Genomic DNA, 12,324 nt, shown 5'->3' with positions numbered 1-12,324 from the left:
CCTGTCCTCAACTCCCCGTCTCCGGAGCCGATGCGACCATGTCCTTCTTCAGCAAGCGCCGTACCGTCCGGCTCTCGCAGCACCGCACGGCCGACAGCCCGTTCGGGCCGATACGGATCAGCTACGACCGCTGGCCCGCCGTCATCGCGCTCGTCCAGGGACCCGGCATGCCACCCGTCACGGTCCGGCCCGGCCGCGAGCACGGCCACATCAAGGTCGATGGGCAGGTGGTCCCCACGCGCCGGGGGAGCGACAGCCGCTGGGCCCTGCGCCGCAGAACACGCACCCGCACGGCCGTGGTGGGCGCGCGCACCTACGAGCTGCGCCCCACCAGCCTGTGCCGGGCCCGGCTCCTGCGCGATGGCACGCCCATTGCCGAAGCGCACGGCACCCTGGGCGCGTACGGGCCTCTCCGCAGCATCCCCGGCATCGATGCCCGGCTGACCTGGTCCCACGGCCTCGACCCCTATGACGTGGCGATCGGTCAGGCCATGGTGGTCGCCTTCGGCGCGGGCGCCCCCGGCGCGCTGGCCTCGCTCGTCTCGTTCTGGCTCGACGCCATCGGCTCCTGACGGACCATCCCGAAGTCGGCTCGGTCACACCAGCGCGTGTTCCAGGAGTTCGAGCAGTACGGCTACGCCGGCGGCCACAGACGGGGTGGCGCGGCGGTCTGGAGGGCGGCGCGGGCGAGGGCGCGGGTGGTGACGTTCCGGTCTCTCCCCGAAGTCGCGCCTGAGGCATGCTCAACTGCCTTGAAGCGCGTCAGACACCAACACCGGCGGACGGCGCCGTATCACGGCGGCTCCCGGTGACCTCTCCGCCATTTAGGATCTGGGGATTGGTCGATCGACCTGATATGGGTGAGGGCAGACCGCAAAGCCTTTGCCTACCAGGGGTGCCGTCCTCACTGTCGGCCGGCGCCCGCCGCATTGACTCGGTCACACCGCCGGCCTTCACATTCCCCTGTTCATGTAGATCCTGAAGAGTGAAGCCCGGACATGTCCTCGTTCAGCTGACTGAAGCGAAGTCGGCGTCGGCATTGCGCCTCTTGCGTGGCTGTCCGGAGCCGCGCTCGTCTCGCCCCCACCAACCTGTTGCGAAGGCGGCGCCGCAAGTGCCCAACGCCCCAACTGTGGCAGCAAGAATTGCCGCAATCCCCGCATCCATGCCTCGTATGGTGGCGGGTGATGCGACAGCTGACGTCCGGGAACAGGTCATGGCCGTTGATGTCCGGGAACAGGTCATGGCCGTCGCAGCGCCGGCTCCCGCGGTGGCGGCTCGGAACTGTAGCGCGGGCCGCGAGTGCTGTAGTGAGCCAAGTAGTACGTCCGTCCTTCCACTTCCAGCTCCACCGGCGGAGGGTTGGGCACGGCGACATGCGTCTGCAAACGGCCGTCCAACCGCACCAGTTCCTGTGGGCAGTTCCATGCATCGGCCCACCCTTGAGCTTCGTCACGCGAGAACCAAGCGGTCTGTGGCTTCAGAGGATCGGTCAGCTCGTGATAGTGACCGTTGAGTGACCTCAGCAGCTTCGGGCTGTAGACGCCCTTCACGCGGAAGTTCTCCAGGTCCTCGCGCCGCACGACCATGTTCACGTAGCGGCGGGTGTTGCCCCGATGATGCCCCGCCACCGTCATGCGGCCACCCCACCACAGCGGCCGCCGAGGTATCCATACCTTCGCGCCAGGTGCGAAGTGCTTGAGGCCACGCTGGATCTCCAGCCCAGCCTCGCCGTGTGCGGTCTCACGGGCGATGTTGGCCGCGACGTACCATCCGAGCAGGCCATCGCCACCATCGCGTTGCATGAGGCACATCATCGAGCAGCGTCGGGCGGTCCGCACACGGTTTGTTCGTCGAACCAGAAGCCATGGATCCACAGCCTGCTCGCGGGTCCAGGATGAGCGCTGACCCAAGGTGCGTCCTTGTACCGGTCGGCATGTCTGGTGGCGCTGAGCCGACCGGCCGGAAGAGCCGGTGGAGGTCTGCCCGATGCCCGAGCTGTCGCGCTGACATCCAACGTCGGCGCCGCCAACGCCGTACCCGCCGCCGCGGCCGTCCCTGGTCAGTGACGTCACGATCGGAGAGTCTGGGAGCATGCTGCTGCCGCTCACCCATGGGAAGACCGAGCTCATCGAGGTCGTCCGCATCACCGACCCCGTCAGGCACCTCAGTTCGGAGAACCTGGCCGGTGACACTGTCGCGCTCTGGGAGGGAGACCAAGCCCGGCAGGCCCTGTCCCTGATCGCCGACCTACCAGGAAGCGAGCTGTACCGCTGTTTCCTCCCAGGCTGGGGAATCCGGGCGCACAGTTCCACCGACCAGCTCTTCGAGATCGCCTTCTGCTTCCGCTGCCACGGGGCCCGTATCTGGGGGGCGAGCCTTCCTGTCGAACAACGCGGCCAGACCTTCGACGCCGAGAGCCCTGCCGCACTTGAACTGCTCCACCGATTCCGCTCCTGCCCGCAGCTTCGGGACGAAGAGGGCGCTGTGCCATAGCCGTGGCATGCTGCTCACCTCACGGTCTGCAGGGCTCGCGGGCGGGCGACCGGAGCGGCTCGCCGGGTTCTGCGTCGACACCAGCGGCCACAGCGCGAACACGACGGCTGTCGCCCTCACCCGTACGGGCGAACGGACGCCGGTCGCGGTCCTGGCCGACGGCTCAGGTGCGCCGCCCTCCTACGCCCGCGCCTGGAGGTCCGTCCGGCGGGAGGGACTGCGGATCTACCTGTCTCCCGCGGTCATGAGCGCGCCGGCGCACACGTCCTGATGATCTGCGGCTCAGCGAGGCGTGGCGGCGCAGTCGGCCATGGGCGTCGTATGCGGGCGGCGTTCGACGAGGGAGGCGGGGTCGAGGGTGAAGCCGATGACCGCGCCGCCGCCGGCGCGGTTGCGGGCGAAGGCCGTGCCGCCGTGGGTGACGGCGACGGCGTGCACGATGGCCAGGCCCAGCCCGGAGCCGGGCAGGCTGCGTGCGCCGTCGGCGCGGTAGAAACGGTCGAAGACGCGGGGCAGGTCGGCCTCGGCGATGCCCGGTCCGCGGTCGAGCACCTCCACGCGCGTACCGGTGATCACGACCTCGATCGGCTCGGTTCCGTCCTGGTCGAACTTGGCCGCGTTCTCCAGGAGGTTGGTCAGCGCCCGCTGTACCGCGTCCGGACGGGCCCGTACGACGGCGCCGTCGGCCTCGATGCGGATCTCCCGGCCGGTGCGGCGCCGGGCGAGGGCGGCCGCGTCCTCGGCCAGGGCGCCCAGGGTGATCTCCCTGGGCTGTTCGGCACCCCGGTCGCCGGCGGCGAGGTCGACCAGCTCGTTGACCAGGTTGACCAGTTCGCGGGTCTCGCTCTTCATGTCCGCGATCAGGTCCGCCTTGGCCTGCGGCGGCAGTCGGTCTATACGGTCCAGAAGAGCCACGTTCGTCTGCAACGAGGTCAGCGGGGTGCGCAGTTCGTGCCCGGCGTCCTGGACAAGGCGCCGCTGGACCTCCTCGGAGGCGGCGAGCCGGCCGAGCATCCCGTCGAAGGCCCGCCCCAGCCGGCCGACTTCGTCCGGTCCGGCGACCGGGACCGAAGTGTCCAGCCGGCCGGTGCGGGCCACGTCCTCGGCGACCTGGGTGAGCCGGACGAGCCGCCCGGCGATCCTGCGGGCCAGCCACCAGCCCGCGAGGCCCGCGACGACGAGGACGGCGGCGCTCAGCTCGACGGTGCGTTCCTTGAGTTCCCTGAGCAGATCCTCGGTGTCGCTGTACTGCTGCGCCACCTGCACGGCGCCCCGGCCACCGCCCAGCGCGACGGTGGCGACGCGGTAGCGGTCCCCCTGGATCTCGGCCTTGTAGTAGATGGTGTGCCCGGCCCTGGCGTGCGAGGCCGCGGCGCGGTCGGCCGCGCGGACCGGCAGCGCCGGGAAGCCGCGTTCCTCCACACGGCCCGCTCGGCCGAGGACCTGGACGTCGGTGCGTATGCGGCGCGAGAGGTCGTCGCGGGGGCTCTCGGTGTCGGGGCTCACGCTGAAGTAGTCCGTCGGCGACAGCCGCTGCTGGGAGACCTGCTGGTGGAGGTCGTCGACGACGCCGTGGAAGACGTCGTCCTGGTCGACGCGCACCATCCGGGCAGCGGCGTTGTAGCTGAGGACGCCGCCGAGGAGGGTGGTGGCAGCGGTGACGCAGGCGAAGGAGAGCGCGAACACCGTGCCCAGGCTGCGGCGGGGGTGCAGGATCGCGAGCCGGTGTCTTGTGCTGTCCATGGGCGGGGCTTCCTCTGGGGCGGTCGGCGCCGCCAGTGTGCCTGGCCGACCGCCGCCGACGGCAGGACCCAGGGGCTGTCAGCGAATGCTCTTACTGGCCTCTCACCAGCACCTTCACCAGGACCACCGCGGGGTGAGGCCGCTACCCCGCCACCGCGTGCGTGACCCGGATCTTCGACTGGCCGTGCGGGCGCCGCTCCCAGTCGTCCATGAAGCGGGCGGACAGGCCGTGCCGTCCGGCCAGCGTGAGGAGGGTTTCGGTGCGGTAGTAGAAGTCCTCGCGGAGCACCTGGTGCTCGGGGCCCTCCGTGCGGTCGTAGGTGAAGTCGAAGAAGCCGCCGGGGGCCAGCACCCGTCCGACGTTGGCCAGGCACTCGTCGATCACCTCCCGGGGCGAGTGCGAGAAGACGCTGTGGGCGTGCACCACGGTGAACCAGCCCGCGGGCAGGAAGTCGAGCGTCAGGTTCTCGACGAGGGCCAGATGGGCGAGGCGGTCCTGCAGCCCCCGGCGGACGAGGGTGCGCTGCGCCTCGACGAGGATGTCCGGCGAGATGTCGATCCCGTAGTAGTGGCCGGGCGCGAGGTGGTCGATGAACCGCCACCCCGCGCGCAGGTTCCCGCAGCCGATCTCCAGCATGCGGTCCTGCGGCGTCAGGCCGTGTTCGAGCAGGTAGTCGAACTGCATCTGCCCGAGCGCCAGCCAGCCGGCCTCCGAGCCGCTGCCGACGGCGCGCTCGGGGCCGCGCGCGGTGTCGGAGGCCATGACGGCGCGGTAGTAGGCGACGTGGTCGCGGTGCCGGAGGCCCAGCCAGGTGTCCCGCGCGGCACGGCGGAGGTGGGAGGGGATGCGTCCCGGGTGCCGTACGGCGTAGCTGAGCTGGTGCCGCAGAGACGCCCGGTTCCTCGACAGCTCGGACTTCGGCATGGAGGACTCCGTGATCGAGAACAGCCCCCTCCGGCAGCGTAGCCCGAGGCCGTCGGTACGGCCTCCGCACAGCGCGTGGTGTGACCGGGCGGGGCGGGGGTGTCCGCCGCCGCGGTCCCCGCCCGGTTCCTCCGACACGTCCGGCCGCGACGACGACCACGACGACACCCCCGGCCCGCGGCAAGGCCGGCACCGACGTCGACCCTGAGACCCTCACGGTGACGGTCGGCGACGAGACCCACGAACACGGCTCCGCGGCCGTCCACGGCACGACGTACGACGGCCGTACCCACACCGTCCACTCCGGCGCCTCGCTGAGGGACGAACAGGCCACCCTGGACCAGGTCACCCGCCGGGTGCCCGATCCGGACTCGCGCCACGAGATCGCCCGGCTGGCACGGGCCACCAACGAGACCCTGGCCGTGCTGGAGAAGTCGGTCGAGTGCCGGCACCGCTTCGTCGCCGACGCCTCCCACGAACTGCACGGCCCCATCGCCTCGTTGCGCCCCCCAGCACCTGGCCGCCGACCTGCTCCTGCCGGCGCGCCTCGACGCGGGAGAGGCCCCGCCGGTACCCGGGTCGACCTGAACGGCATGGTCCAGGAGGAAATCGCGCAACGGGCTGCCCCGGGACCGCATCGCTGCGGACCTGCGCCTCCCCGACGCTCCGCTCGAAGTCCTGGGCAGCCGAGGCCGGTTGACCCGGACCCTGGCAGGCGGCGCACTGCAGCGGCAGGCACGACTGCGAGCAAGGACCTGCACGACCTCGTCGGCGAGCTGTCCACCCGCAGCGAGGAGTTCCGCACCCGCTGGGGCGCCCACGACGTCCGCCGCCACGGCACCGGCACCGGCACCAAACGGTTCCATCATCCGGCCGGCGGTGAGGTCACCCTCGCCTTCGAGGGCCTGGAGACGGCCGCCGAACCCGGCCTCACCCTGACCATCTACACCGCCGAACCCGGCTCGACCTCCGAGGAGCGGCTGCGCCTGCTCGCCCCCTGGGCCGCGACCGAGGCGGCCGCCTCGCCGACGCGGCATCCCACCGGCTGAGGCAACGGCGCCCCCGCTGCGCCGGTCACGGGCTTGACCTTGACATAGTGACAAGGTGTCCGCTGGGTGCAGGAGGTGGTCCCGATCAACCCGACCAACGGAACCCCGCAGCACGCCCGCGTGGCCGACGCCCTGAGCGCCGAGGACACGTCGGTCCGGCTCCAGGCGGCCCTGACGGCCGGCTCGAACCCCGATCCCGGCTTCCTGGAGGCGCTCGTCGAGCGGTGCGCGGTCGAGCCGGACTTCTTCGTGCGCGACATGCTGTCCTGGGCGCTGACCCGCCTCCCGTCGGAGCTCACCCTGCCCCGGATCCGCCGGGAGCTCGACTCCGCGCGCACGCAGGCCCGCAGCCAGGCCTTGCACACGCTCTCCAAAATCGGTGAGAAGAGCGCGTGGGCCTGGATCACGCGCGACATGCTGGGCGACACCGACGACGAGGTCGCGCGGGCCGCATGGCGCGTCGCCGTCGTCCTCGTGCCCGAGGACGGGAAGAAGGACCTGGCCGACGCACTGGTCGGGCAGCTCGGCCGCGGCGACCGCGATGTGCGGCTGAGCCTGAGCCGGGCCCTCGTCGGCCTCGGCGACGTGACCGGGCCCGCCCTGGAGGAGGCCACGGCGCACCCCGACCCGGCGGTGGCCGCGCACGCCCGTGCCACCGAACTGCTCCGGCAGAACCCGGAGACCGGTTTCGACGCGGCCCTCGACGAGGCGAAGCGAGTCGTCGCACTCGGCCCGACCGAGAAGGCCCCGCAGGCCCCGCAGGCCCCGGAGGCCGCGGCGTGCTGATCGGCGAAGTGGCCCGCCGCTCGGGGGTGAGCCCCCGGATGCTCCGGCACTACGACGCCCTCGGGCTGGTACGACCGACCGGTCGGACCGTCGGCGGCTACCGCGAGTACTCCGCGGAGGACGTCCGCAGGATCTTCCACGTGGAGAGCCTGCGGTCCCTCGGGCTCTCGCTCCAGCAGGTCGGGCGCGCGCTGCGGGACCCGGCGTTCACGCCGTCCGCCCTGGTGGGCGACCTCATCCGGTGGACGGAAGACCGCATCGAGCGGGAACGGGAGCTGCTGGAGCGGCTCCGGGCGATCGATGCGTCGGCGCCCGCCGACTGGCAGGACGTCCTGCGCGTCGTCGAGCTCATGCAAGGGCTCGACTCGCCCAGCGCCGCGCGCAGGCAGCAGGCCGTCCTGGCCCGGCCGGAGGGCGGGCCGGTTCCCGCCGAGCTGCTCGCCGACGCGGTCCTGGCCGAGTCCGACCCCAACGTCGCGGGCGCCCTGCGCTGGGCGCTCGCCCGATCGGGCGGCGACGGGGTGGGGACCCTGGCCGCCGGCATGCACGCGGAGGACGCCGGCATCCGACGGCGTGCGGTGCTGGCGATCGCCGAGATGCCGGAGGCCCCGGGTGCGACCGAGGTGCTCGCGGAAGCGCTCCGGGACCCGGACCCGACGGTGCGCGGGCACGCCGCTCTGGCGTTGGGCAGGCACGGCGTGACCGAGGCCGTGCCGACGCTCGTCCGTATGGTGGTCGAAGGCTCCCACGACGTCGACGCGGCGGAAATCCTGGCAACGCTGTCCGGGGAACCCGCATGCGGAGACCGGATCATGACCGCCCTGGTCGACGAACTCGCCGCGCCCACCGCGGATTCCGCGACGCGCATACGCCTGATCCAGGCGCTGGTCGAGCTGCCGGGGACCACCGTGCGGGAGGTCCTGCGCCGACTGGCACACGACGACGACCGCGCCGTCGCACTCGTCGCCTCGGCCTTCCTCGGGTGACGTTTCGCGCGGCCCGTGCGCTGAGGGAGAGCCGGGCCCGGTACCGCGCCGGCGCGGGGCGACCGCCTGCCGCTGCCGGTGCCGGGGTCCCGGACCCCTCTCCGTGCCGTTCGTGACTCCCCCCCCGTGGCGGTACGGAGAGGGGCGGGGGTGCCGCCCCGACCCCGCTGGCGTCCGACCCCGCTGGCGTCCGACCCCGCTGGCGTCCGACCCCGCTTGCGTCCGGCCGCGTGATGCTCGGGCGCTCCCGTGCGCTCCTTCTGACATGAGTGCGTACCTCCGTCTGCGAGCGGTGCCGCCACCGGCACTGCGCAACAGCGCGACCTGGCTGGAACGGCTTTTCGACAGCGACGTGGAGACCGTCCGGCACCGCACCGTCCGGCACCGTGAGGAGGTGCTGGACAAGCGGTATCTGGACCAGGAGCGCATCTACGCCGGCGCTCCGCCGCAGGTCCCCGGGGACCCGTCCCGGGCCCAGGTGGTGCTGGGCGGCCGGCCCGTGTTCCGCGCCGGCCGGCACAAGCCGCCGCTCCTGGTGCTGACGGCGGCGCAGGCCCGCCGGGTGGCCGGGTTCCTGACGGCCGCCGACTTCGACGCACTGTGGGACTACGCCCGCGACGACCTGCTGCCGCGCTACGGCGGCCCGGCCGCGGAGTCCGCGACGTGGGGCGCGTTCGCGGCGGCGCACCAGGAGCTGAGGGCGTTCTACGCGACGACGGCCGCATCGGGAGACGCGGTGGTGAAGTGGCTGCCCGAGGCATGAGTCGTGGTTGATCCCCGCCGGCGGAACCGGTCCGCCGGATCGGCCCGGATCATGGCGGGCGTGCGGCAGCGGCCGGGCGTCGGGCGATCCAGCCGTCGCCGTGCACGAGTCCGGCACGAGTGTTTGTAAGATTGCGCAACTGTGCAACCATGCGGGACGGTGCCGCGTCCTGCTTTACACACGCCGCACGCGTCCGGTCGTACCCCTGAAGGCCCGGACCGATGGCCCGACCGTTCATGGGAGTGGGAGATGAGCGACCCGTGGGACGGCCCAGGCCGCCAGGCGACGCGGAGCCGTGGCGCACGGGTCCCTGGGGCGCGGGCGACCGAGGCCGAGGGACCGCGTCGGCGGGGCGGCAGGGCCGCGGCCCGGGCGGGCGGCCGCTCGCGTGACACCGGGCGCGGTCGTGCGGGCCGTCAGGCGGGGCGCGTCAGGCGGGTGTTGAAGGTCCTCGCCATCGGCACGTCGGCGCTCATCCTCGTCACGGCCGGTGCGGGCTGGTGGTTCTACGAGCACCTGAACGGCAACATCCACAGCCTCTCGCTCGACGGCAAGGGCGGCACCGAGAAGGCCGACGCCTTCGGCCGCACCCCGATCAACATCCTGGTCATGGGCTCCGACGGGCGCACCAGCGCGGAGGACTGCAAGCTGGGCGGCGGCTGTTCGCAGACCGGTGTGCAGTCGGGCAACGGGAACGCGGACGTGGAGATGGTGCTGCACATCTCCGCCGACCGCTCCAACGCCACGGTGATGAGCATCCCCCGCGACACCATGACCAGGGTCCCGGCCTGCCAGGACCCCGGCTCCGGCCAGTCGACGCCCGGTTACTACGGCCAGATCAACAGCGCGCTGACGTACGGCCCCGCCTGTCAGGTGGCCACCGTCCACCAGCTCACGGGCATCCCGATCGACCACTTCGTCAAGCTGGACTTCTCCGGCGTGGTGAAGATGTCGGACGCGATCGGCGGCGTCTCCGTGTGCGTGAGCGACAACGTCTACGACACGTACTCGCACCTGAAGCTGTCCAAGGGCGACCACACCCTCAAGGGCGAGGCGGCGCTGGAGTTCGTGCGGTCCCGGCACGGCTTCGGCGACGGCAGTGACCTGGGCCGTACGACGACCCAGCACCTCTTCCTGAGCGCGATGATGCGCAACTTCAAGAGCGCGGGCACGCTCACCGATCCCACGGCGGTCTACGGCCTTGCCGACGCGGCCACCAAGGCGCTGACGGTGGACGACGGTCTGGGCACGGTGAAGAAGCTGATCTCGCTCGCGTCGGACGTCGACAAGGTGCCCACGAAACGCATGACGTTCACGACCATGCAGACCGCCCCCGACCCGCACAACAGGGACCGGGTGGTCGTGGGGCCGGGCGCGCGGACGCTGTTCTCCACGATCGCCAACGACCAGTCCCTGACGACCGGTTCGGGCGGGAAGTCGGCGGCGGCCTCGGCGACGTCCTCGGCGACGGCGCAGCCCACCGCCTCGGCGGTGCCGGCGGCGCAGATCGCGGTGACGGTGGAGAACGGCACCGCGGTGACCGGCCGCGCCTCGCAGATCGCGACCGCCCTGACCGACCAGGGCTTCAGCTCCGCCACCACCACCGCCAACGCGCCCAGCCCCGCGGCGACGACCACGCTGACGTACGGTGGCGGCCAGAAGAGCGAGGCACAGACGGCCGCCAAGGCGCTCGGCCTGTCCTCCGCGCACCTGAAGCAGGGCACCGGCACGGGCCTGACCCTGGTGATCGGATCGGACTGGCCCACCGGCACCTCCTTCCCCGGCGGCAACTCCCGCCCCGCGCCCGCGGACACCCACGCCGCCGTCTCCAACGCCCACGCCTCCACCGCCGACGACTCCAAGACCTGCGCCCAGGTCAGCCAGTACAGGACCGTGAGCCTGGGCGGTGTCTCGATGACACCGGCGCAGGCGTACGCCGCGGCACGCGATGTCCCCGACTCCGCCTCCTGAGGGGCAGTTCTACGCCTCGTCCCTCAAGAGGTCGGTGACGTCCTCAAGCGACCAGTGTTCCGCCGCGCCGGGGCACCCGGCCACATACGCGGCCACCGTGTCCATGTCCCAGGCACCGGCCGCGAGGAGGCCTGAGGCGAGCAGGCGGACGTAGGCGGGGGCCGGGGCGACCCACGGAACGTCGGTCATCCCCCAGGGCGCGGTGAACGTGAGGAGGGGGAGGCCGTCCACCTGCCCGGCGCACACCAGGGTCTCGTAGCGGCCCTCGCCCAGCACGGCGCGACCGTCCCTGAGCACGTCCCGCAGGTCCAGGTCCGGTCCGGGCTCCCGGTACATCTCCTGGGCGGCGACGTCGGAGAACTGCTCCGCGGTCATCAGGTGGGCTCTGGCCAGTACGCGCCCGTCGACTCGTTCGTCGTAGAAGGCCCTGCCACCGCCCCAGACGGGAGACTCGGTGGCGAAGTACAGCGCCCCGGTCAGTTCCACGGGGATGGACCGCACGGGCATCGCGGGGTTCCGGCACCCCGGGTACTCCCGTGCGGCGCCGTCCGGGCGGCCGCCGCGGACGTAGGCGGCAAGCCGGTCCAGGTGCATGTTCGAGCCGTAGGACGTGTACCAGACCCGCTCGGGACGCGGGTCGTCCGGCAGGGTCGGATCGATGCGATGGCCACCCCGGCCCGATTGCGGCGGGCCGGGGCTCCTCGTCATGTGATCGGCTTCGGACTAGAACTCGTGGTGGCGGACCACGCGGAAGCTGGCCACCACGCCGTTGTCGACGTAGATGCCGTCGGTGGGGCCCGCTTCCACGCCGTAACTGTCGCTGTGGGGGCCGACGGTGGCGATCGGAGCGCCGTTGTCGCAGACCGCCCCGCGGAACACCTCGACGGTCCTGTGGCTCTCGTTGCGGATGTTCAGGGTCTTGGCGCCCAGGCCGCTGACCACGGTGACGCAGTCGCCGGGGTCGCTGGAGTACGAGCGTTCGTTGACCTGGATCCGGCCCTCGTAACCCTCGTGGCCCCCATGACCTTCGTTGTCCCTGCCCTCGTTGCCTCTGCCTTCGTTGCCCTTGCTCTGTCCGCCGTCACCACCCTGCGGCGCCGCGGCGGTGGCCGCCGGGGCGGCCGGGGACGTCAGGGACGAGGCAGCCGAGGCGTACGTGATGCCGGACGCGGCCAGGGCGGCGGCGGTCCCGACAGCGGCGGTGACCATGGTGGAACGGGCGACCTTCATGTCGCTCTCCTGTCTCGTGTGCGGAGATGCCGGCCCGTCAGCCAGCTTGTGACGAAAGTACACACAGCTGACATGACGGTCATATCAGAAGGTCGGTACCACGGGCTGATCGGGGGATCCGGGGCGCCGGATGCCGTCCCGCGGACAAGGCGCCGAAGCGCCAAGTCCCGTGGAGTAAAAGTGGATTGTCGCACCATTAGCCTTTCCGAGGGATCTTCTGACGCCTCATCACTTGCTGTCGGCCCAGCGTGTCGAACCGGGTGCGGTGAGGTGCGCCGTGCTACGTGACGGGAAGGTGGAAATCGGTCCCATTTCCGTCCAGACGGATTACGTTTCCGCAGGTCAGAGCCTCCTTAAAGAAGATGACAACGGTCA

Annotated in this window: 13 protein-coding genes; 8 read left to right on the top strand and 5 right to left on the bottom strand. The window is 71.7% G+C overall.

Annotation, left to right across the window (positions count from 1 at the left end; translation table 11 throughout):
• The first annotated feature begins 38 nt into the window (after window positions 1-38).
• On the top strand, window positions 39-572 hold the full coding sequence (locus tag ACZ4MF_RS14125) for a hypothetical protein (RefSeq protein ID WP_467492268.1): 534 nt from the start codon (window positions 39-41) through the stop codon (window positions 570-572).
• Window positions 573-1,241: 669 nt separating this feature from the next.
• On the opposite strand, the gene ACZ4MF_RS14120 is transcribed toward ACZ4MF_RS14125, so the two are convergent.
• Window positions 1,242-1,805 (bottom strand): hypothetical protein, encoded by a 564-nt coding sequence (locus ACZ4MF_RS14120; RefSeq protein ID WP_467492267.1) that lies wholly within the window; start codon window positions 1,803-1,805, stop codon window positions 1,242-1,244.
• A 289-nt stretch (window positions 1,806-2,094) separates the two neighbouring features.
• On the opposite strand from ACZ4MF_RS14120, the gene ACZ4MF_RS14115 reads away from it, so the two are divergent.
• Complete coding sequence (locus tag ACZ4MF_RS14115; protein ID WP_467492266.1) at window positions 2,095-2,496, top strand: hypothetical protein; 402 nt, start codon at window positions 2,095-2,097, stop codon at window positions 2,494-2,496.
• A 7-nt stretch (window positions 2,497-2,503) separates the two neighbouring features.
• The gene (locus tag ACZ4MF_RS14110) at window positions 2,504-2,767 is read left to right on the top strand and encodes a hypothetical protein (protein ID WP_467492265.1); all 264 of its coding nucleotides are present in this window, start codon (window positions 2,504-2,506) and stop codon (window positions 2,765-2,767) included.
• An 11-nt stretch (window positions 2,768-2,778) separates the two neighbouring features.
• On the opposite strand, the gene ACZ4MF_RS14105 is transcribed toward ACZ4MF_RS14110, so the two are convergent.
• Together ACZ4MF_RS14105 and ACZ4MF_RS14100 are read right to left on the bottom strand one after the other, a co-directional pair.
• Window positions 2,779-4,239, bottom strand: coding sequence for a sensor histidine kinase (locus ACZ4MF_RS14105; protein ID WP_467492264.1), 1,461 nt, complete (start codon window positions 4,237-4,239; stop codon window positions 2,779-2,781).
• 142 nt (window positions 4,240-4,381) lie between these two features.
• The gene (locus ACZ4MF_RS14100) at window positions 4,382-5,164 is read right to left on the bottom strand and encodes a class I SAM-dependent methyltransferase (protein ID WP_467492263.1); all 783 of its coding nucleotides are present in this window, start codon (window positions 5,162-5,164) and stop codon (window positions 4,382-4,384) included.
• An 80-nt stretch (window positions 5,165-5,244) separates the two neighbouring features.
• Here ACZ4MF_RS14100 and ACZ4MF_RS14095 point away from each other — a divergent pair, with 80 nt between their 5' ends.
• The 5 genes from ACZ4MF_RS14095 (at window position 5,245) to ACZ4MF_RS14075 (ending at window position 10,719) form a co-directional block, all read left to right on the top strand.
• Entirely contained in the window at window positions 5,245-6,213 is a 969-nt protein-coding gene (locus ACZ4MF_RS14095; protein WP_467492262.1) for an MmyB family transcriptional regulator, read from the top strand.
• 66 nt (window positions 6,214-6,279) lie between these two features.
• Entirely contained in the window at window positions 6,280-6,999 is a 720-nt protein-coding gene (locus ACZ4MF_RS14090; RefSeq protein WP_467492261.1) for a HEAT repeat domain-containing protein, read from the top strand.
• Window positions 6,993-7,985: a MerR family transcriptional regulator gene (locus ACZ4MF_RS14085; protein ID WP_467492260.1), complete on the top strand. Its 993-nt coding sequence runs from the start codon at window positions 6,993-6,995 to the stop codon at window positions 7,983-7,985. Before ACZ4MF_RS14090 ends, ACZ4MF_RS14085 begins: the two co-directional genes overlap by 7 nt.
• Window positions 7,986-8,250: 265 nt before the next feature.
• A complete protein-coding gene (locus tag ACZ4MF_RS14080; protein ID WP_467492259.1) occupies window positions 8,251-8,748 on the top strand; it encodes a DUF1877 family protein in 498 nt (165 codons plus the stop codon).
• A 249-nt stretch (window positions 8,749-8,997) separates the two neighbouring features.
• Window positions 8,998-10,719, top strand: a complete 1,722-nt coding sequence (locus ACZ4MF_RS14075) for an LCP family protein (RefSeq protein ID WP_467492258.1) — start codon at window positions 8,998-9,000, stop codon at window positions 10,717-10,719.
• 9 nt (window positions 10,720-10,728) lie between these two features.
• On the opposite strand, the gene ACZ4MF_RS14070 is transcribed toward ACZ4MF_RS14075, so the two are convergent.
• Both ACZ4MF_RS14070 and ACZ4MF_RS14065 read right to left on the bottom strand, forming a co-directional pair.
• On the bottom strand, window positions 10,729-11,427 hold the full coding sequence (locus ACZ4MF_RS14070; RefSeq protein ID WP_467492257.1) for a histone deacetylase: 699 nt from the start codon (window positions 11,425-11,427) through the stop codon (window positions 10,729-10,731).
• Between the two features lie 15 nt (window positions 11,428-11,442).
• On the bottom strand, window positions 11,443-11,949 hold the full coding sequence (locus ACZ4MF_RS14065) for a hypothetical protein (protein WP_467492256.1): 507 nt from the start codon (window positions 11,947-11,949) through the stop codon (window positions 11,443-11,445).
• Between the last annotated feature and the right edge of the window lie 375 nt (window positions 11,950-12,324).

The organism is Streptomyces sp. NPDC025793 (assembly GCF_055558375.1).
This window is presented reverse-complemented; position numbering and strand designations above follow the sequence as displayed.

Bases quoted from the DNA above. Each gene is read 5' to 3' on its own strand.
- ACZ4MF_RS14105 (WP_467492264.1), bottom strand. From the start codon at position 4,239: ATGGACAGCACAAGACACCGGCTCGCGATCCTGCACCCCCGCCGCAGC.
- ACZ4MF_RS14080 (WP_467492259.1), top strand. From the start codon at position 8,251: ATGAGTGCGTACCTCCGTCTGCGAGCGGTGCCGCCACCGGCACTGCGC.
- ACZ4MF_RS14065 (WP_467492256.1), bottom strand. From the start codon at position 11,949: ATGAAGGTCGCCCGTTCCACCATGGTCACCGCCGCTGTCGGGACCGCC.
- ACZ4MF_RS14125 (WP_467492268.1), top strand. From the start codon at position 39: ATGTCCTTCTTCAGCAAGCGCCGTACCGTCCGGCTCTCGCAGCACCGC.
- ACZ4MF_RS14075 (WP_467492258.1), top strand. From the start codon at position 8,998: ATGAGCGACCCGTGGGACGGCCCAGGCCGCCAGGCGACGCGGAGCCGT.
- ACZ4MF_RS14120 (WP_467492267.1), bottom strand. From the start codon at position 1,805: ATGCAACGCGATGGTGGCGATGGCCTGCTCGGATGGTACGTCGCGGCC.
- ACZ4MF_RS14100 (WP_467492263.1), bottom strand. From the start codon at position 5,164: ATGCCGAAGTCCGAGCTGTCGAGGAACCGGGCGTCTCTGCGGCACCAG.
- ACZ4MF_RS14070 (WP_467492257.1), bottom strand. From the start codon at position 11,427: ATGACGAGGAGCCCCGGCCCGCCGCAATCGGGCCGGGGTGGCCATCGC.
- ACZ4MF_RS14110 (WP_467492265.1), top strand. From the start codon at position 2,504: ATGCTGCTCACCTCACGGTCTGCAGGGCTCGCGGGCGGGCGACCGGAG.
- ACZ4MF_RS14115 (WP_467492266.1), top strand. From the start codon at position 2,095: ATGCTGCTGCCGCTCACCCATGGGAAGACCGAGCTCATCGAGGTCGTC.